The following is a 19,120-nucleotide window of genomic DNA, read 5'->3' as shown; positions in this document are numbered from 1 at the left end:
ACCTATCCTTGGAGTCGGTCGGACAGCGCGGTCCGCTCTGTTTACTTCCCGGATGTCCGGCCCGTATGCGGCAGCCGCCGCGCGAGACGCCGTCCGGGTTCCCCTCCCAGACGAGCTTCAACACTGCAAGGAGCCGCACCTGTGAGCAGTGCCGACGACCAGACCACGACGAACAGCAGCGCGCTGCGCGCCGACATCCGCCGGCTGGGTGATCTCCTCGGTGAGACCCTGGTGCGGCAGGAGGGCCCCGAGCTGCTCGAGCTCGTGGAGAAGGTACGCCGCCTCACCCGAGAGGACGGCGAGGCCGCCGCCGAGCTGCTGCGCGGCACGGAACTGGAGACCGCGGCCAAGCTGGTCCGCGCCTTCTCCACCTACTTCCACCTGGCCAACGTCACCGAGCAGGTGCACCGCGGCCGCGAGCTGCGCGCCAAGCGCGCCGCCGAGGGCGGACTGCTCTCGCGCACCGCCGACCGGCTGAAGGACGCCGACCCCGAGCACCTGCGCGAGACCGTGCGGAACCTCAACGTCCGCCCCGTCTTCACCGCCCACCCCACCGAGGCCGCCCGCCGCTCGGTCCTCAACAAGCTGCGCCGCATCGCCGCCCTCCTGGAAACCCCCGTCCTCGACTCCGACCGGCGCCGCCACGACACCCGCCTCGCCGAGAACATCGACCTCGTCTGGCAGACCGACGAGCTGCGCGTCGTGCGCCCCGAACCCGCCGACGAGGCCCGCAACGCGATCTACTACCTCGACGAGCTGCACGCGGGCGCCGTCGGCGACGTCCTGGAGGACCTCACCGCCGAACTGGAGCGCGTCGGCGTCACCCTCCCCGAGGACACCCGCCCCCTCACCTTCGGCACCTGGATCGGCGGCGACCGCGACGGCAACCCCAACGTCACCCCCCAGGTCACCTGGGACGTCCTCATCCTCCAGCACGAGCACGGCATCAACGACGCGCTGGAGATGATCGACGAGCTGCGCGGCTTCCTCTCCAACTCCATCCGCTACACCGGCGCGACGCCCGAGCTCCTGGAATCCCTCCAGGCCGACCTCGACAACCTCCCCGAGATCAGCCCCCGCTACAAGCGCCTCAACGCCGAGGAGCCCTACCGGCTCAAGGCCACCTGCATCCGGCAGAAGCTGGAGAACACCAAGCAGCGCCTCGCCAAGGGCACCCCGCACGAGCCCGGCCGCGACTACCTCGGCACCGCCCAGCTCCTCGGCGACCTCACCCTGATCCAGAGCTCCCTGCGCGAGCACCGCGGCGCCCTGTTCGCCGAGGGCCGGATGAACCGCACCATCCGCACCCTGGCCGCCTTCGGCCTCCAGCTCGCCACCATGGACGTCCGCGAGCACGCCGACGCCCACCACCACGCCCTCGGCCAGCTGTTCGACCGGCTGGGTGAGGAGTCCTGGCGGTACGCGGACATGCCGCGCGACTACCGCGCCAAGCTGCTCGCCAAGGAACTCCGCTCCCGGCGGCCCCTCGCCCCCACCCCGGCACCCGTCGACGCGGCCGGCGAGAAGACCCTCGGCGTCTTCCAGACCGTCAAGCGGGCCCTGGAGGTCTTCGGACCCGAGGTCATCGAGTCGTACATCATCTCCATGTGCCAGGGCGCCGACGACGTCTTCGCCGCCGCCGTCCTCGCCCGCGAGGCCGGCCTGATCGACCTGCACGCCGGCTGGGCGAAGATCGGCATCGTGCCGCTGCTGGAGACCACCGACGAGCTCAAGGCCGCCGACACCATCCTGGAGGACATGCTCTCCGACCCGTCGTACCGCAGGCTCGTGGCCCTGCGCGGCGACGTCCAGGAGGTCATGCTCGGCTACTCCGACTCCTCCAAGTTCGGCGGCATCACCACCAGCCAGTGGGAGATCCACCGCGCCCAGCGCCGGCTGCGCGACGTCGCCCACCGCTACGGCGTCCGGCTGCGCCTCTTCCACGGCCGCGGCGGCACCGTCGGCCGCGGCGGCGGCCCCACCCACGACGCGATCCTCGCCCAGCCCTGGGGCACCCTGGAAGGCGAGATCAAGGTCACCGAGCAGGGCGAGGTCATCTCCGACAAGTACCTCATCCCGTCCCTGGCCAGGGAGAACCTGGAGCTGACGGTCGCCGCCACCCTCCAGGCCTCCGCCCTGCACACCGCGCCCCGCCAGTCCGACGAGGCGCTGGCCCGCTGGGACGCCGCCATGGACGTCGTCAGCGACGCGGCCCACGCGGCCTACCGGCACCTGGTCGAGGACCCCGACCTGCCGACGTACTTCCTCGCCTCGACGCCCGTGGACCAGCTCGCCGACCTGCACCTGGGCTCGCGGCCCTCCCGCCGCCCCGGCTCCGGCGTCTCGCTCGACGGCCTGCGCGCCATCCCGTGGGTGTTCGGCTGGACCCAGTCCCGGCAGATCGTCCCCGGCTGGTTCGGCGTCGGCTCCGGCCTGAAGGCGCTGCGTGAGGCGGGCCTGGACACCGTGCTCGACGAGATGTACGGGCAGTGGCACTTCTTCCGGAACTTCATCTCCAACGTCGAGATGACGCTCGCCAAGACCGATCTGCGGATCGCCCGCCACTACGTCGACACCCTCGTCCCCGACGAGCTGAAGCACGTCTTCGACACCATCAAGGCCGAGCACGAGCTGACCGTCCGCGAGGTCCTGCGGGTCACCGGCGAACAGGAGCTGCTGGACGCCCAGCCGGTCCTGCGGCAGACCTTCGCCATCCGCGACGCCTACCTGGACCCGATCTCCTACCTCCAGGTCGCGCTCCTCAAGCGCCAGCGCGACGCGGCCGCCGCCGGCGAACAGCCCGACCCGCTGCTGTCCCGGGCCCTGCTGCTCACCGTCAACGGCGTCGCGGCCGGCCTGCGCAACACCGGCTGACCCCGGCCCCGCCCGGCACACGGCGGCGCCCCCGTCCCCGTACTCGCTCGCGATGTACGAGGCGGGGGCGCCGCCGTTCCGCGTCAGGGGACCGGGTCAGCCCTGCCGGCCCGTCCGCCGCCGCAGCACCAGCCAGCCGCCCGCGGCGACCAGCGCGGCGGCGGTACCGGCCAGCAGACCGACCGGGGCGCTGCTGCCGGTCTCGGCGAGGTCACCCCCGCCGCCACCGCCCTGCGCGGACGGGGAGGAGGAGGCGGCAGGGGCGGTCTCGCCGCCCTCGGACGTGCCCGGGGAGGCGCTGGGGGCCGCGGAGGCGTCCGACGACGCGGACGGCGTGGCGGACGGCGTCGTACCGGGCTGCTCGCCGGCGTCCTCCTCCTCGCAGTCCGTCCAGAACACCTTGTGCTTCGCGGAGCCCTTCTCGCCGTCGAAGTTCCAGAACAGCTTGTAGTGACCGTCGGGGAGCGACAGGTCGTCCGTACGGCCGTGGCCCTCGGCGTCCAGGGCGAGCGAGCCGGACTTCACCGTCTCGCCCTTGACGCCGGCCGTCGGCGCCCAGGCCTCGATGTGCCAGTCGACCTGCTGGCCGGCGTCGAAGCCGAAGGCGTCCAGGTAGAACGTGCAGACGTGCGGCTCGTTCTTGCGCAGCTCCTCGCCGGTGGCCGCGTCGTGGATCTTGACGGTGCCGTTGTCGCCGGCCGGCGGGGTGGCGTGGGCGGCGGGGGACAGGAGCAGCGCTGCCGCGGCGACGGCGGACACGGCGCCGGCGCGAGTAAGGGTTCGCATGAAGCAGTCCATCTTCGAGTGACGAACGGGGAAGATGTGGAGGGGGCGGCTCAGCTTCCGGCGTCGTGCGATGACGGAACAAGCACGAACCGGCAACGCTCGAACTCTCCACAGTGTGGAGAACGGCGATATCGGGTCGGAGTGTCGGCTGATGCGAAAATCGTCGCGCGCGACCCCCGGCCCGGACCGGCTCAGACGACCAGGAACGCCGCCGTGATCAGCGCCAGCCCCGATCCGCCCATCACCCACGCCACCCGCGTCCGGCGCAGCCCGCCCGCCACCACGACCGAGGCGAGCAGCAGCGCACCGCCGAGCGGCACCCAGGAATGGAGGACCCCGGCGGGCCCCGACCGCACCACCTCGTCACCGTCGGGCTTCAGGACGACCGTGTACGTCTGCCCCTCCCGCACGGCGGCCGACTCCTCGATGACCACCCGCTCGCGCGGCCGCGCGCCCTGCGACAACGGCGTGAACGGCCCGGCGCAGGTGCCGTCGTCACACCGGTTCACCACGATCGTCCCGCTCTCACGGCCCTTGGTGAGCATCGTGTACTGGGCGGAACCCCATGAGGCCCACACACCGGCGATCAGGATCAGCACCGTGAGCACACCCGTCGCCGCGGAACGACCGAACCGCAGCACGGCGTCCGCACCCTGACTGGAGACGACCGCAGAAGGCATGGCCGCGATCCTTGGCCATCGGTTTGCCGAAAGTCAACTTCGCTCGCTCGGGAACCGGGGACGGGGGAGCCCGGCGTTCTTAAGGTGAACGGGAGACGAGGACGCGAAGCACGCGAGGGGGCGGCATGGCCGGGCTGCTGTTCGTTCACGGGACGGGCGTGAGACGCGCCGCGTACGACGAGACCGCCGACGAACTGCGCAAGGGCCTCGCGGACATCGACCCGGCCCTGCGCGTGCACGACTGCTACTGGGGCGACGTCTTCGGCGTCCCGGCGGGCACCGGAACCGCCACACTGCCCGGCGCACCGGCGGAACCGAACCCGCCCGAGCCGGCCGACCCCTTCGGGAGCGAGCCGTCCGACGCGGACGCGGAAGCCCTCGCCTGGGAACTGCTCTACGAAGACCCCCTGGCACCCCTGCGCCGCACCACCACGGAAACCGACGCACCCTACGACGAACCCCCCGACCCCGCCCTCGAACCCACCGCCCGCGCCCTCGCCGCCACACCCCCCGCCGCACTGGCCGCACTCCTCGACGAAGCCGGCGTCCTCCAGGACTTCCCCGAGGCCGTCACCGCCGTCCTCGACAGCCCCGCCGGCCGCGACGTCCTCGAACACGGAATGCCGCCGGGGCAGCTGCCCAACGCCATCGCGACCGCCGTCGTCGCCCATCTCCTCGTGGCCGTCGACCACCGGGGAGGAGTCCTGCGCTGGTCACCCGCCCGGCGCGACGAAGCCGTCCGCCTCATCGCCCGGGACCTGGGCGACGGCGACGCCCGCGGCGTCCTCGACGGCGCCTGGAAGGTGCTCGCCCCCCTCGGCGGCATGCGCTACCTCATGTGGAAACGCGCCGCCCTCATGGACCGCACCCACCCCCGGGCCGGCGACATCCTCAAATACCTGGCCCGCGGCGCCGCCCTGCGCGACCACATCAGACAGCGCGTCACCGAAGTCGCCGCGGAGCACGGCCCGGTCGTCCTGCTCGCACACAGCCTGGGCGGCACAGCCGCCGTCGACCTCCTCGCCGAGCGGGAACTGCCCGCCGTACGCCACCTCGTCACCATCGGTTCCCAGGCCGCCCACCTCCACGAACTCGGCGCACTGCCCGCCCTCGACCCCGACGCCCCCCTGCCCGGGCACTTCCCGCGGTGGACCAACGTCTACGACCGGCGCGACCTGCTCGCCTTCCTCGCCGAACCCGTCTTCCCGCAGCGCGTCCAGGACGTCGACCTCACCTCCGGCCAGCCGTTCAAGGCCTCCCACAGCGCCTACTTCCGCAACCCCCAAGTCCTCGGCCTCCTCGCCCGCATCGCCCGGGACGGCAGCGCGTGACCGAGATCCTGTCCGACGTCACGCCCGAGCGGACGTATGCCCTGCTCGTCGGGATCGAGCAGTACGACACCGGCCTGAGACCACTGCCCGGAGCCGCCGCCGACGCCCTCGGCCACGCCGAGTGGCTGATCGACAACGACGTGCCCCCCGACCACATCCGGCTGTGCGTCTCCCCCCTGGACACCAACCGCGACCACGTCCGCCGAGCGGCCGACCGGCTCGGCATCGTCCACCACCGCGCCGCCACCGAACGGGACATCCGGGAAGTCCTCGCACAGCACCTGCCGGCCGTGCCGCAGGCCGACCTGCTCTGGCTCACCTGGAGCGGCCACGGCCTGCTGCCACCCGACCAGAAAGGCGAACTCCTCCCGTTCGCCGACGGCCTGATGGCCATGTCCACCGACAGCCTGCGCGACTACCTCCTGCACAACCAGGCCTACGACCACATCGCCCGCAAGGTCCTCCTCTACGACGCCTGCCGCGTCACCGACCCCCGCCCGCACACCTACGGCTGGGTCACGTTCCCCGGCACCGCCCACAAACCCAGACGGCGCACCGAACTGCTCAGCCTGCACGCCACCCAGTCCGGCAGCGCCGCCTACAGCCACCCCGACGGCGGCGGCCTGTTCACCCGCGCCTTCCTCGCGAAACTGAACGCCGCACCAGGGTGGCCGCCCGACCCGGCCGCCATCGCCCACTCACTCCGCGACGAACTCCAGGGCCAACGCCTCACCGCCGACACCGACCACTGGAGCGGCGCCCCCTTCCGCCCCACCCCGCCCGTCCACCGGCCCGACTCACTGCCCACCCACACCGAGGCCCTCACCCGGCTCGGCGCCAAAGGCAAGTTCCTCACCGACACCCGCCTGCCCTACCTCCCGCCCGACGCCCACCACGAGACCTCCCCGGCCCGCATCCTCGCCCGGCTCACCAACCCCGCCGACTCCACCGGCTACCAGGACGCCCTGCGCGGCATCCTGCTCACCGGACCCGCCGGAACCGGCAAGACCCGCACCTGCCTCGAAGTCGCCCGGCACGCCCTCGACCGCGGCTGGCAGGTGTTCCACCCCCGGCAGGACGAGGGACTGCGCGCCGAACAACTCCTCGACAGCGTCCGGGAAGCCGTCGCACACCGGCGCGGCAGCCGCGTCCTCCTCGTCCTCGACTACCTCGACCGCTACCACAGCCTCGACCTGCGCGACCTCGCCACCCTCCTGCACGCCGAAGCCGAGGAAGGCCTGCACATCGCCTGCGTAGCCGCCGTCCGCCCCGGCGCCCGCAGAGACCTGGAGAGCCGCGGTTCACGCACCCTCTTCGCCGTCGTCGACCTCCGCACCGACGAGACCCGCCGGCAGACCCTCGCCCGGCACATCTTCAAGACCGTCGCCCCCAAAGCCTGGACCGCTCTCGGCGACACCATGGCCGACCTGTGCACCACCCACCCCGTCCTCGCCCTGCTCCTCTCCCTCGAACTGGAACGACTCGCCGCGGACGGCACCCTCGACCCCGCCAACCCCGACGTGCCCCGCCCCGGCGCCCTCATCGACTGGTTCGACCGCCGCACCCGAGAGGACCTCGGCCCCGCCGACGACGTCGCCGAACGCCTCGCCGCCACCGCGGCCGCCCTCACCTGCGTCCACACCCGCGAGGCCGTCGAGAAATCCGCCGACGCCGTCCTGCGCGGCCGCCTCGCCACCACAGCCGACGGCACCACCGGCACCCCCGCGCGCACCGCCGTCAACGGCGCCAAAGTCGTCGCCCGCCTCAAGTCACACGGCTGGCTCCTCACCGCCGAGGACCCCGACGACCCCGACGCCGACCTCCTCGACACCATCCATGACATCGTCACCGACCTCTTCCTCGGCGAGACCTGCCTCCTGGACGGCTACACCCTCGACCCCGACCGGCCCGGCGAACTCCTCGACGCCCTCCACCCAGACCTGCGCACCCTGCGCAGAGCCGTCGGCCACCTCAACCGCTGGGGCACCGACCTCGAAGGCGACGCCGCCGACGAACTCGCCCGAGCCTGCTCGACCTGGCTCGGCACCCGCCAGGCCGACATCCTCGCGCTGCTGCGCACCAACCCCGACGAAGGCGCACGCACCCTCATCACGATGATCTCCGCCCTCCCCTGGCGCCGAGCCGTCGTCGACCACTGGGACACCCTCGTCACCCCCTGGCTCGCCGGGGCCGAACACGCCCACATCCGCGCCTTCCTCACCGACGCCGCCCTCAACTCCGCAGCCGCCCCCGCCGCACTCCTGCGGGCCGCCCACGACTGGCTCACCCAGCACATCCCCGACGACCCCGACGCCGTCCACCTCATCAACGCCCTGGCCCACGCCACCACAGGCCGCCCCGACCACTACGAGCAGTACGTCGCCGGCCCCACCCGCGACTGGCTCCACCACCACGGCCTCACCCGCCAGGGCCGCATCCGCATCCACACCCTGCTGCGCCACACCGGCCACCGACCCGACATCGTCACCCTCGCCGTGCACACCGCCGTCGAAGTCGCCCACCAGTTCCGCCGGGAACTCGCCGACGAACGCCTCCTCAGCACCCTCCTGCGCGCCCCCTCCATCCCCGCCGACCACCGCTTCCGGCTCGCCGAAGCCACCCACGACTGGCTCGTCAGATACGCCGCCTACGAACAGGCCAACTACCTGCTGAGAGCAGCCCTCGACAGCCCACAGCTCGCCGACACCACCCCCATCGCCACCTTCGCCCTCGAATGGCTCCACCACCACGGCGCCAAACCCATCGCCAGCTTCGTCCTGCACACCCTGCTCAAGTCCCCCGCCCTCTCCCCCCACCTCGCCCGCAGAGCCGTGGCAGCCGCCCACACCTGGCTCGCCGAGGAGAGGAACGCGTCGGCCGTCACGGCCTCATTCGTCCTGGCACCCCTGCTCTACAAGACCAACGTCGAAGCCGCCCCCGACGCCGGCGCCGCCAGCGCGGCCGCCGCCCTCGCCTGGCTCGAGGAACACCCCGATCTGCCCGAGGCCAGCTTCGTCCTCATCGATCTGCTGAGATACCAGGACCACGCCGTCACCGACCCCGACCGCGCCGACGTCACGAACACCGCCATCACCAAGGCCCTGGCCTGGCTCTCCTCACACGAGACCCCCTGGGAGCGCCACCTCCTCCAGGCCCTCCTCGCCCGCCGGCGGGAAATGACCCCCGAGCAACGGCACCAAGCCGTGGAGCAGGCACTCGAACGCATGCGGAAGGTGCCCTTCACAGAGCTACGCGACAGCTACGTCTTCCGCCGGCTGCTCCCGATCAACGGCCTGCCCGACGCCCTCATCGAAGAAGCCCTGCAACGGGCGCAGGCCTGGCTCCAGACCCACGCCGACCACCCCCTGGCGTCCTTCGTCCTCGCCCCGTACCTGCTCCAGGCACGCCTCACCCGCAACGACGACGCCCTGAAAACCGGCGTCACCCACGCACTCCGCTGGCTGGAGACCCACGGCGAAACCCCGGAAGCGTCCTACGTGATCCACAAACTCCACGCCGTCCGGCACACCGCCACCGACGAACACGACCCCTCGACCGTCGCACGCCTCATCCGGGGCCACGTCCTGCGCTGGGTCCAGGCCTTTCCCGCATCCGGAACCAGCGCCCGATTGCTCGCCCACGCGGTCGGCGACCCCGAAGAGTTCGGCGACGACGGCCCACGACAAGCCCTCGACGCCACCCGCGCGTGGCTCGCCGCCCAGCACCGGACCCCGGAGACCAGCGCAGGGGAAAACCTCGTGCTCAGCGCCCTGCTGACCGGCCTCACCCCGGGCACCGCCGTACGCGCCGAGGCCGCCCGGCACGCCAGAGACAGACTCGACCTGGACAACCCGGCCCCCACCGACGACATGGTGCTCCGCGCGCTCCTCCACGAAGAAACGATGACAGGAGACCTGGGCCCCGAACTGATACGGGCGATCCTTGACTGGATGACCGCGCACGGCCCCACCAAGTCGGACAACCAGCTGCTCACGGTCCTGCTCAGGCAGGACCACCTGCCCGCCGACACCCGGACGGCGATCATCCGGCACGCCATGAACTGGCTCGGATCGGACCACGGCCTCCGCCAGCCCGGAGCCCTGATCCTGGAGAACCTGATCACAGCCCTCCAGGACACCCCGCCCCCGCACCCCGACGTGGTCCCCATCGCCCTCGAATGGCTCCGGCGCAACGGGCACCGGGCCGCGGCCAAACACCTGCTGCGCGCCCTCGCCGACCACCCGCCCGCCGCCCCCCACCGCGACGAGATCGAAGCCCACGCCGCCCGCTGGCTCACCCTCCACCCCGACGCCACCGACGACATCCGGACCTACCTCACGCCGTATCTCCCCGGCCGCGATCAGTAGCCGCACCCGCCCCTACGAGTTGTACGTGCTCTGCGCCCGCTCCAACCCCTCGATCACCAGACACTCCACCGCGTCCGCCGCTCGGTCCACGAAGTAGTCCAGCTCCTTGCGCTCCGCCGACGCGAAGTCCTTCAGCACGAAATCCGCCACCTGCATCCGCCCCGGCGGCCGCCCGATCCCGAACCGCACCCGGTGATAGTCCGAACCCATCGCCTTCGTCATCGACTTCAGCCCGTTGTGCCCGTTGTCACCACCACCCAGCTTCAGCCGCAGCGTCCCGTAGTCGATGTCCAGCTCGTCGTGCACCGCCACGATGTTCGCCACCGGAACCTTGTAGAAGTCCCGCAGCGCGTTCACCGGACCACCCGACAGATTCATGTACGACATCGGCTTCGCCAGAATCACCCGCCGGTTCGCCGGCCCCGGCGGACCGATCCGGCCCTCCACCACCTGCGCCTGCGCCTTGCCCGCCCGCTTGAATCTGCCCCCGATCCGCTCCGCCAGCAGATCGGCCACCATGAAACCGACGTTGTGCCGGTTCATCGCGTACTCCGGCCCAGGATTCCCCAGCCCCACGACCAGCCAGGGCGCACCCGCATCCGTCGTCACGTCCATGTCTCCTTAGATACGCGCCAGCCGCTGCCCCCACGGAGAACCCCCCGGGGAACAGCGGCTGACGAAAACGACGACGCTGAGGATCAGGCCTCGGCGGCCTCTTCGCCACCCTCGGCGGCCTCCTCGCCCGCGGCCTCCTCGGCCTGCGCGGCCAGGACCTGCAGGACGACAGCGTCCTCCTCGACGGCCAGAGTCACGCCGTTCGGCAGCGCGATGTCCTTGGCGTGGATCGAGGCACCGGCCTCCAGACCCTCCACGGACACGGTCACCTGCTCCGGGATGTGCGTGGCCTCGGCCTCGACCGGAAGCGCGTTCAGCACGTGCTCCAGCAGGTTGCCACCGGCGGCCAGCTCGCCCTCGGCGACGACCGGGATCTCGACCGTGACCTTCTCGCCACGCTTGACCAGCAGCAGGTCGACGTGCTCCAGGAAGCCCTTCAGCGGGTCACGCTGCACGGCCTTCGGGATCGCCAGCTCCTGGGACTTGCCGTCGATGTCCAGCGAGATCAGGACGTTCGGCGTACGCAGCGCCAGCAGCAGGTCGTGACCCGGGAAGGTCAGGTGCAGCGGGTCGGAGCCGTGGCCGTACAGCACACCCGGGACCTTGTGGTCACGGCGGATACGGCGGGCGGCGCCCTTGCCGAACTCGGTACGGGTCTCGGCGGTGAGCTTCACCTCGGACATGATGATCACTCCTCGTAGAAAGCGGAACGGACGGGGTCACCCGGCCACGAACGGCCTGCTACGAAGAGCGCGTCGATAACGGACCACCGCACACACGGGTGCGGCCTCCCTCGCCGAGCAACTGCAACAGAATACTCGGCGAGGAAGGCCACAGAAAAATCGATCAAGCAGAAGCGGAAAGCCCGAAAGGCCTACTGCTCGTCGAACAGGCTCGTCACCGAACCGTCCTCGAACACCTCACGCACCGCACGGGCGATCGTCGGCGCGATCGACAGCACCGTCAGCTTGTCCAGGTCCTGGCTCAGCTCACCCGGCGTCGGCAGCGTGTTCGTGAACACGAACTCGCTCACCCGGGAGTTCTTCAGCCGGTCCGCCGCCGGACCCGACAGCACACCGTGCGTCGCCGTCACGATGACGTCCTCCGCACCGTGCGCGAACAGCGCGTCCGCCGCGGCACAGATCGTGCCACCCGTGTCGATCATGTCGTCGACCAGCACGCACACCCGGCCCTTGACCTCACCCACGACCTCGTGGACGGTCACCTGGTTCGCCACGTCCTTGTCACGCCGCTTGTGCACGATCGCCAGCGGCGCGCCCAGCCGGTCACACCAGCGGTCCGCGACCCGAACCCGGCCCGCGTCCGGCGAGACCACCGTCAGCTTCTCCCGGTCCACCTTCTTGCCCACGTAGTCCGCCAGCAGCGGCAGCGCGAACAGGTGGTCCACCGGACCGTCGAAGAAGCCCTGGATCTGGTCCGTGTGCAGATCCACCGTCAGGATGCGATCCGCACCCGCCGTCTTCATCAGGTCCGCGATCAGACGCGCCGAGATCGGTTCACGACCCCGGTGCTTCTTGTCCTGCCGCGCGTAACCGTAGAACGGCACGATCACCGTGATGGAGCGGGCCGACGCGCGCTTCAGCGCGTCGATCATGATCAGCTGCTCCATGATCCACTTGTTGATCGGAGCCGTGTGGCTCTGGATCAGGAAGCAGTCCGCGCCGCGCGCCGACTCCTGATAACGCACGTAGATCTCGCCATTGGCGAAGTCGAAGGCCTTCGTCGGGACAACCCCGACACCCAGCTGGTGGGCGACCTCCTCGGCAAGCTCGGGGTGGGCGCGGCCGGAGAAGAACATCATCTTCTTCTCGCCGGTCGTCTTGATCCCGGTCACAGCACTTTCTCCTCAGAGGTGTCTCAGCTGGGTGTCGACACGACGTCTCGGCAGCCGGGCGAGAGCGTCGTCTCAGCTGGTGGGGTGCGGATGTGCACTTATCACGGTACGCCGTCCCAGACGCACCTGTTTCCGGTCAGCCTTCGCCATCCGGCTTCCGGGACGCCGCCTCGGCCGCCTTCGCCGCCGCGCTCCCCGGACGCTTACGAGCCACCCAGCCCTCGATATTCCGCTGCTGACCACGGGCCACGGCCAGCGAGCCGGGCGGCACATCCTTGGTGATCACGGAGCCGGCAGCCGTGTAGGCACCGTCCCCGATCGTGACAGGCGCCACAAACATGTTGTCCGAACCGGTACGGCAGTGCGAGCCCACGGTCGTGTGGTGCTTCTCCTGACCGTCGTAGTTCACGAACACACTCGCCGCGCCGATGTTGCTGTACTCGCCGATCGTCGCGTCACCGACATACGACAGGTGAGGCACCTTCGTCCCCTCACCGATCGACGCGTTCTTCGTCTCGACGTACGTCCCGATCTTGCCCTTCCGCCCGAGACGCGTCCCCGGACGCAGATACGCGAACGGCCCCACCGTCGCCTCCGCGCCGACGGTCGCTCCCTCGGCCACGGTGTTGTCCACCCGCGCCCCGGCACCCACCCTGGTGTCCTTCAGCCGGCTGTTCGGACCGACCTCGCAGCCCGCGGCCAGACGAGTGGTGCCCTGCAGCTGGGTGCCCGGGTGGACGATCACGTCCTGCTCGAAGGTGACGGTGACGTCGACCCACGTCGTCGCCGGGTCCACCACGGTCACCCCGGCGAGCATCGCGTCGTTCAGCAGCCGCTCGTTGAGGATCCGACGGGCCTCGGCGAGCTGCACACGGTTGTTGATCCCGGCGATCTCCCGGTGATCCGCGGCCACCGACGCGCCGACCCGGTGCCCCGCCTCGCGCAGGATCCCGAGGACGTCGGTCAGATACTCCTCGCCCTGGCTGTTGTTCGTACGGACCTTCCCCAGCGCCTGCGCGAGCAGCCGCCCGTCGAAGGCGAACACACCGGAGTTGATCTCCCGGATGACGCGCTGCGTCTCCGTCGCGTCCTTGTGCTCGACGATCGCGGTGACGGCGCCGGTGGCCTCGTCCCGGATGATCCGGCCGTAGCCGGTCGCGTCCGGCACCTCCGCGGTGAGCACGGTGACGGCGTTGCCGTCGGCGCCGTGGGTGGCCGTGAGCTGCTTCAGCGTGTCGGCGGTCAGCAGCGGGGTGTCGCCGCAGACCACGACCACGGTCCCGTCGGGGCCGCCGCCCAGCTCCTCCAGAGCCATCCGCACGGCGTGCCCGGTCCCCTTCTGCCGGTCCTGCACGGCGGTGCGGACGCCGGGCGCGACGGCGCCCAGGTGCTCGGTGACCTGCTCCCGCGCGTGCCCCACCACGACGACCAGGTTCTCCGGCTCCAACACACCGGCGGCGGCCAGCACATGGCCGACGAGACTGCGGCCGCAGATCTCGTGCAGGACCTTCGGTGTGGCCGACTTCATACGGGTGCCCTCACCCGCTGCGAGAACGACGACGGCTGCCGGGCGAATGGCGCTCACGGGATGCCCTTCGGCTGGGGAGGGGGTGTGGACAACCGCAGGATACCGGGGGGGTTCTGGGGGGACATGTGAGCGGGTCCTGACCGGGCTGTGCCGGTCAGGACCCGAACTTGAGCGCGTGCTCCCGGGGGAGGACTCGAACCCCCATGATCAGAACCAAAATCTGACGTCTTGCCCTTAGACGACCCGGGATGGCCGCTATGTCCGATTCTGTAGATCGGGTGCGGTGGCAGCCCCTACTATGCCGTACCACCAGCCTTCGATGCGACGGTACAGGTCTGCTCCCTGCCTCACTTTGATGCCGAGGCAACCCCGATAGTCGTCTCCCGTGTTCTTGCGCACCGTTGCCGGGTTGTGCTTCTTCAGGAGGGTCTTGCCGAGGAGTGGCCTGTCGATGCCGACCCTGTCGGCCCAGTACTGCTCGGCGGCTGCCGCGTCTGCCGACTCGTGGATCATGACTCGGCAGTGCAGGCGATCGCGCTTGACTCCGAGCAGGTCCAGCCAGGCCAGGAAAACGGCGATCATTCCGGGGTCGCTGTTGACGAACTCCACGGATTCGCGACGAGTGTGCGGCTTGTCTTTGGTTCCCTCGGCCCAGTAGAGAGCGACGCCGGTGATGAACAACTCTCGATCGGAGAGCTCTCCGATTTCTGCTGCCGCCGCTTGCTTGGTCGCCTGACGCTCGACGTCCCGGGCGGCGTGCAGCTTCGCCAGTCCCGCGTTCATGCGTGCGCGTTGCTCTTCCGGGGTGCACTTTGGCGCCGGGTGCGGCAGGTCGCGAACCCACAGTGAGACCGAACTCTTCGAGCAGCCCAGCTCGGCCTGGATCGGGTTGTACGTCCAGCCTCGGAGGCGCAGTTCGCGGGCCTTGGTGCGCAGCTCGTCCTTCGCTCGCGGGCGCTTCGTCCACTCGGGGGCCGGCTCGCCCTTGACCAGGCGGTTGAGGACGTCGTTGTTGTAGATCTTCAGTTCGTCGCGGATCTGCCGGAGGCTGTAGCCCCGGCGTCGGAGGGCGACTGCCTGTTCGCGCAGGGTGTCGAGGTCGGCGTATGTGCCGTCGGAATGTGCCACACGCATACCGTCCGGCCGGAATGGTTGGTTCCGGGGTCGAACGCGGTGGGTTCAGCAGTTCGAGGGATTCCGGGTGGTTTCGCTGTTATTCGATTACGGAGTGTGGTGTAGGCCAGTCGTGGAAACTCGCCGGAAAAGCGCAGCCCGCCGCCCGTAGGCTGGAGACATGACCACGACGGGGGATGACCACACGGAGGCCCGTTCGGGGCCGTGGTGGTGGGAGAGGCGGCGTGGCGCGGTGCTCGACTGGAGCCTCGCGCTGGTGTCCGCGCTGGAGTGCGGGGTGGAGGGGTATCCCTTCGCGCAGGACGCGGGGATTCCGACGGCGGCGGGGGTCGTCTTCGGGGTGGTGGCCGGTTCGACGCTGCTGGTGCGTCGTATGTGGCCGGTCGCGGTGGTGCTGGTGTCGATCGCGATCTCGCCGGCGCAGATGGGTCTGCTGCTGACGGTGGTGGGCCTGTACACGATGGCCGCGTCGGAGCTGCCGCGTCGGATCATCGCCGCGCTGGCGGGCATGTCGCTGGTGGGGACGCTGGTGGTGACGTTCGTGCGGGCGCGGCAGGACATGACGCACGGGGAGATCGGGCTGAGTTTCGGGGACTGGTTCGTCCCGTTCATCTCGATCACGGCGTCGCTGGGGGTGACGGCGCCGCCGTTGCTGCTGGGGTTGTACGTGGGTGCGCGGCGGCGGCTCATGGAGAGTCTGCGGGAGCGGGCGGACAGTCTGGAGCGGGAGCTTCAGCTGCTCGCGGAGCGGGCCGAGGAGCGGGCCGAGTGGGCGCGTAACGAGGAGCGGACGCGGATCGCGCGGGAGATGCATGACGTCGTCGCGCACCGGGTGAGTCTGATGGTGGTGCATGCGGCGGCGTTGCAGGCGGTGGCGCGGAAGGACCCGGAGAAGGCGGTGAAGAACGCCGCGCTGGTGGGGGACATGGGGCGGCAGGCGCTGACGGAGCTGCGGGAGATGCTGGGCGTGCTGCGCACCGGTGACGGCGCGGGGCGCGGTGAGCGGGCGTCGGTGCCGTTGGCGGCGGTGGGTGCGGCGGCGGCCGCGGCGGCGTCGCGGGCCGCTGTCGAGACGGGGGAGGGGCCCTGTCTGTCGGAGCTGGACGAACTGGTGGGGCAGTCGGCGGCGGCGGGGATGGTCGTGGATCTGTCGGTGGAGGGGGAGGCCCGGGGGTATGCGCCGGAGGTGGAGCAGACGGCGTACCGGGTGGTGCAGGAGGCGTTGACGAACGTCCACAAGCACGCGGCCGGGGCGAAGACGTATGTGCGGTTGGCGCATCGGGTGTCGGAGATCGCGATGCAGGTGGAGAACGAGCCGCCGCCGGAGGTGGGGTCGGCGTCGTCGGCGCGGTTGCCGTCGGGGGGCAATGGCCTGGTGGGGATGAAGGAGCGGGTCGTGGGTCTGGGCGGGGTGTTCGTGTCGGGGCCGACGGACGCGGGGGGTTTTCGGGTGTCGGCGGTGATACCGGCGTCGTAGGGCGTCCCGGTGGGGGCTGGGGTGTCAGCCGGCGGTGAGGCGTACGGGTTCCAGGCCTGCGACCAGCGTGGTGAGGGCGTGGTCGATGTCGGGGCCGAGGTACCAGTCGCCGGTGTGGTCGATGGCGTAGACGCGGCCTTCGGTGTCGATCGCGAGGAGCGCCTGGGTGTCGGTTTCGGCGCCGAGGGGGCTGATCTCGGTGTCGAGGGCGCGGCCGAGGTCGCCGAGGGTGCGGGCCATGTGCAGGCCGTGCAGGGGGTCCAGGTGGAGGGCGGCGGGGGCGAGCTGGCGGCCGGGGCCGGTGGGGTTGATGTGGAGGCCGCCGAATTCGGCCCAGGCTTCGACGGCGGCGGGGAAGACGACGTGCCGGTGGCCGTTGGGTGAGGTGTGCTCGCGGAGGGCGTCGGCCCAGATCTCGGCTTGTTTGATGTCCCAGCGTCCGGGTTGCCAGCCGGCGGCGCGCAGGGCGGCGTCGACGGGGACGGAGAAGCGGGTGGTGGAGGTGCGGTCGGCGTGCATCTGCCCTCGTTCGTGGTGCGGTGTGGTTCCGGGGGTCGTCGCCGGGTCAGCCGTCGGTTGCCGTGGGGTCGACGACGCGGACGCCGAAGTGGGCGCTGAGGGCGGTGCAGGCGCGGCAGGGGGCGGCGAAGCTGCCGTGCAGGGGGTCGCCGGCCTCGCGGATGCGGCGGGCGGTGAGTTTCGCCTGTTTGAGTGCTTTGCGGGCTTCGCCGTTGGTCATGGGTTTGCGTGCGGCGCGTTTGCTGCGGGCGGCGTCGGCGGTGGCGAGGTGGCGTGAGATGAGGATGGTTTCGGCGCAGCGGCCGGTGAAGCGGTCGCGTTGGGCGCTGGTGAGGGTGTCGAGGAAGTCCTGGACGAGGGGGTGGAGGGCGGGGGGCTGGTCGGCGCGGGCGGCGGTGCCGGTGAGGGTGGCGCCGCGTACGGAGAGGGCGGCGGCCACGGTGGGGAGTATGCCGTCGCGGCGGTGACGCAGGGTGGGGGCCTGGCGGTCGTCGGTGGCGCTCCAGCCGACGCGGGGGTCGCCGGAGGCGCTGGTGTGCGGTCCTGTTTGCGTCGCGTTCATGGTCGTGTTTCCCCTCCCAGGCGTCCCCCGGCGGACACAGAGTGCCAAATGCCCTGGCTGGTGTGGAAGCTGGGGCGGCGCGACACGCACGGTCGGGGGTGGGTTGTCACGTGGTGGTGACGTGATGGTGACGGTGTGTCAGGGCTCGGGTGGCGGGGGCGTGTGGGTGTGGTCGCGGGTGTGGTGGTGGTGCGGTGGGGTGTGGAAGGCGTCCGTCCGGTGGTGTGGGGTGCCGTGACCGGCGCCGGTGACCGGTTTCGCCGTACCGCATAGGCTGTCGGCACCGCGCCGCGCGCGGTTCGGTGTGCCGGAGCGACGGGTGCGCCGGAGCAGAGAAGTCGATACGGGGCGTAGTGGCCGGAGTCGGTCGTTACGGGTCGTACAGAGTGCCGCAGGGGGCAACCGCCATGACGACAGGTCGGCTCGGGCAGCAAGCCGCGCCGCCGAACGCGGCCTACGCCGGGCAGGTCGTGCATTTCCCGGATCCGGTCCGGGCGGCCCGTCACCCGAGAGGGGTGCGGGTGGACGAGCACGGCTACCCCGACTTCTCGCCCTATGCGCGGGCGGCCGCGGAGATCGCGGATCCGCCGGAGGGTTTCGGTGTCGACGAGTTGCGGCTGACGGACTACGTGTCGGCGAACGCGGCGCTCTCGGCGACGGGGCACGAGTTGTGGGACACGGTGCCGGCGGTGGCGACGCCGCACGGCTGGACGTGGCATCACGTGGCGGGGACGCGGCGGCTGGAGCTGGTGCCGGTCGAGGTGAAGGCGTTGCTGCGGCATCACGGCGGTATCGCGACGGCGGCGGTGGACCAGGGCAAGCGGGGCACGCGGCCGTTGCAGGAGACGCGTCCGGCGCATTTCGGGCTGCCGAAGTCGGGTGTGGCGGTGAGTGAGGCGCAGGTGCTGGGGGTCGAGGAGGACCTGGGGTACCGGCTGCCGGGCGCCTACCGTTCCTTCCTGAAGGCCGCGGGTGGCTGCGCGCCGGTGGGTACCGCGCTGGACGCGGAGCTGGGGCTGCTGATCGACCAGCCGTTCTTCACGGTGCGGGACGAGGCGGCGGTCAACGACCTCGTGTACGTCAACAAGTGTCTGCGGGACCATCTGACCAAGGACTATCTGGGTGTCGGGTTCGTGCAGGGCGGTCTGCTCGCGGTGAAGGTGAAGGGCGAGCGGATCGGGTCGGTGTGGTTCTGCGCGTACGACGACGCGCGGGACGTGGATCCGGCGATGCCGCCCGCCGAGCGGGTGGAGCGGCTGCTGCTGCCCTGCGGGGACGACTTCGACGTGTTCCTGTCCCGGCTCGCGGGCAGTCCGCCGGAGCTGGAGACGGTGGCGAATCTGATGGTGGACGGCGGGTTCGCGCGGTCCGTGCCGGTGTCGGGGGAGTGAG

The 19,120-nt window shown here is 70.9% G+C and carries 14 protein-coding genes and 1 tRNA gene; 5 read left to right on the top strand and 10 right to left on the bottom strand.

Translation table 11 applies throughout. The features are described 5' to 3' along the window. Window positions 1-141 precede the first annotated feature (141 nt). Complete coding sequence (gene ppc / locus AMK31_RS17140; RefSeq protein WP_073941406.1) at window positions 142-2,874, top strand: phosphoenolpyruvate carboxylase; 2,733 nt, start codon at window positions 142-144, stop codon at window positions 2,872-2,874. Window positions 2,875-2,970: 96 nt separating this feature from the next. Here the strand turns inward: ppc and AMK31_RS17135 are convergent, their stop codons facing one another. Both AMK31_RS17135 and AMK31_RS17130 read right to left on the bottom strand, forming a co-directional pair. Beyond that, window positions 2,971-3,660: an LPXTG cell wall anchor domain-containing protein gene (locus AMK31_RS17135; RefSeq protein ID WP_073941784.1), complete on the bottom strand. Its 690-nt coding sequence runs from the start codon at window positions 3,658-3,660 to the stop codon at window positions 2,971-2,973. A gap of 191 nt (window positions 3,661-3,851) precedes the next feature. Beyond that, on the bottom strand, window positions 3,852-4,340 hold the full coding sequence (locus AMK31_RS17130; RefSeq protein ID WP_073941405.1) for a hypothetical protein: 489 nt from the start codon (window positions 4,338-4,340) through the stop codon (window positions 3,852-3,854). Window positions 4,341-4,498: 158 nt separating this feature from the next. Between AMK31_RS17130 and AMK31_RS40680 the strand changes: the two genes are divergently transcribed. Both AMK31_RS40680 and AMK31_RS42115 read left to right on the top strand, forming a co-directional pair. Continuing rightward, a complete protein-coding gene (locus AMK31_RS40680; protein WP_158074539.1) occupies window positions 4,499-5,671 on the top strand; it encodes a hypothetical protein in 1,173 nt (390 codons plus the stop codon). Continuing rightward, window positions 5,668-10,038 (top strand): caspase family protein, encoded by a 4,371-nt coding sequence (locus AMK31_RS42115; RefSeq protein WP_073941403.1) that lies wholly within the window; start codon window positions 5,668-5,670, stop codon window positions 10,036-10,038. The genes AMK31_RS40680 and AMK31_RS42115 overlap by 4 nt, the downstream gene beginning before the upstream one ends. Window positions 10,039-10,050: 12 nt before the next feature. Here AMK31_RS42115 and pth read toward each other — a convergent pair whose 3' ends face one another. The 6 genes from pth to AMK31_RS17090 form a co-directional block, all read right to left on the bottom strand. Then, entirely contained in the window at window positions 10,051-10,653 is a 603-nt protein-coding gene (gene pth, locus AMK31_RS17115) for an aminoacyl-tRNA hydrolase (RefSeq protein ID WP_073941402.1), read from the bottom strand. Window positions 10,654-10,736: 83 nt separating this feature from the next. Then, on the bottom strand, window positions 10,737-11,336 hold the full coding sequence (locus AMK31_RS17110) for a 50S ribosomal protein L25/general stress protein Ctc (RefSeq protein WP_073941401.1): 600 nt from the start codon (window positions 11,334-11,336) through the stop codon (window positions 10,737-10,739). Between the two features lie 191 nt (window positions 11,337-11,527). Next, complete coding sequence (locus tag AMK31_RS17105; protein ID WP_073941400.1) at window positions 11,528-12,508, bottom strand: ribose-phosphate diphosphokinase; 981 nt, start codon at window positions 12,506-12,508, stop codon at window positions 11,528-11,530. A 136-nt stretch (window positions 12,509-12,644) separates the two neighbouring features. Further along, window positions 12,645-14,093 (bottom strand): bifunctional UDP-N-acetylglucosamine diphosphorylase/glucosamine-1-phosphate N-acetyltransferase GlmU, encoded by a 1,449-nt coding sequence (gene glmU, locus AMK31_RS17100; protein ID WP_073941399.1) that lies wholly within the window; start codon window positions 14,091-14,093, stop codon window positions 12,645-12,647. A gap of 121 nt (window positions 14,094-14,214) precedes the next feature. Continuing rightward, window positions 14,215-14,285 (bottom strand) — tRNA-Gln (locus AMK31_RS17095). 6 nt (window positions 14,286-14,291) lie between these two features. Beyond that, entirely contained in the window at window positions 14,292-15,164 is an 873-nt protein-coding gene (locus AMK31_RS17090; RefSeq protein WP_073941783.1) for a hypothetical protein, read from the bottom strand. Between the two features lie 166 nt (window positions 15,165-15,330). Here AMK31_RS17090 and AMK31_RS17085 point away from each other — a divergent pair, with 166 nt between their 5' ends. Next, the gene (locus AMK31_RS17085; protein WP_073941398.1) at window positions 15,331-16,647 is read left to right on the top strand and encodes a sensor histidine kinase; all 1,317 of its coding nucleotides are present in this window, start codon (window positions 15,331-15,333) and stop codon (window positions 16,645-16,647) included. Window positions 16,648-16,671: 24 nt separating this feature from the next. Here AMK31_RS17085 and AMK31_RS17080 read toward each other — a convergent pair whose 3' ends face one another. Beyond that, window positions 16,672-17,166, bottom strand: coding sequence for an SUKH-3 domain-containing protein (locus tag AMK31_RS17080; protein ID WP_073941397.1), 495 nt, complete (start codon window positions 17,164-17,166; stop codon window positions 16,672-16,674). A 46-nt stretch (window positions 17,167-17,212) separates the two neighbouring features. Next, window positions 17,213-17,728, bottom strand: coding sequence for a YwqJ-related putative deaminase (locus AMK31_RS17075; protein WP_073941396.1), 516 nt, complete (start codon window positions 17,726-17,728; stop codon window positions 17,213-17,215). A 407-nt stretch (window positions 17,729-18,135) separates the two neighbouring features. On the opposite strand from AMK31_RS17075, the gene AMK31_RS17070 reads away from it, so the two are divergent. After that, the gene (locus tag AMK31_RS17070; RefSeq protein ID WP_073941395.1) at window positions 18,136-19,119 is read left to right on the top strand and encodes an SMI1/KNR4 family protein; all 984 of its coding nucleotides are present in this window, start codon (window positions 18,136-18,138) and stop codon (window positions 19,117-19,119) included. The last annotated feature ends 1 nt before the right edge of the window (window position 19,120 follow it).

The sequence above is a fragment of the Streptomyces sp. TSRI0107 genome (assembly GCF_001905845.1).
Classification (GTDB): Bacteria; Actinomycetota; Actinomycetes; order Streptomycetales; family Streptomycetaceae; genus Streptomyces.
This window is presented reverse-complemented; position numbering and strand designations above follow the sequence as displayed.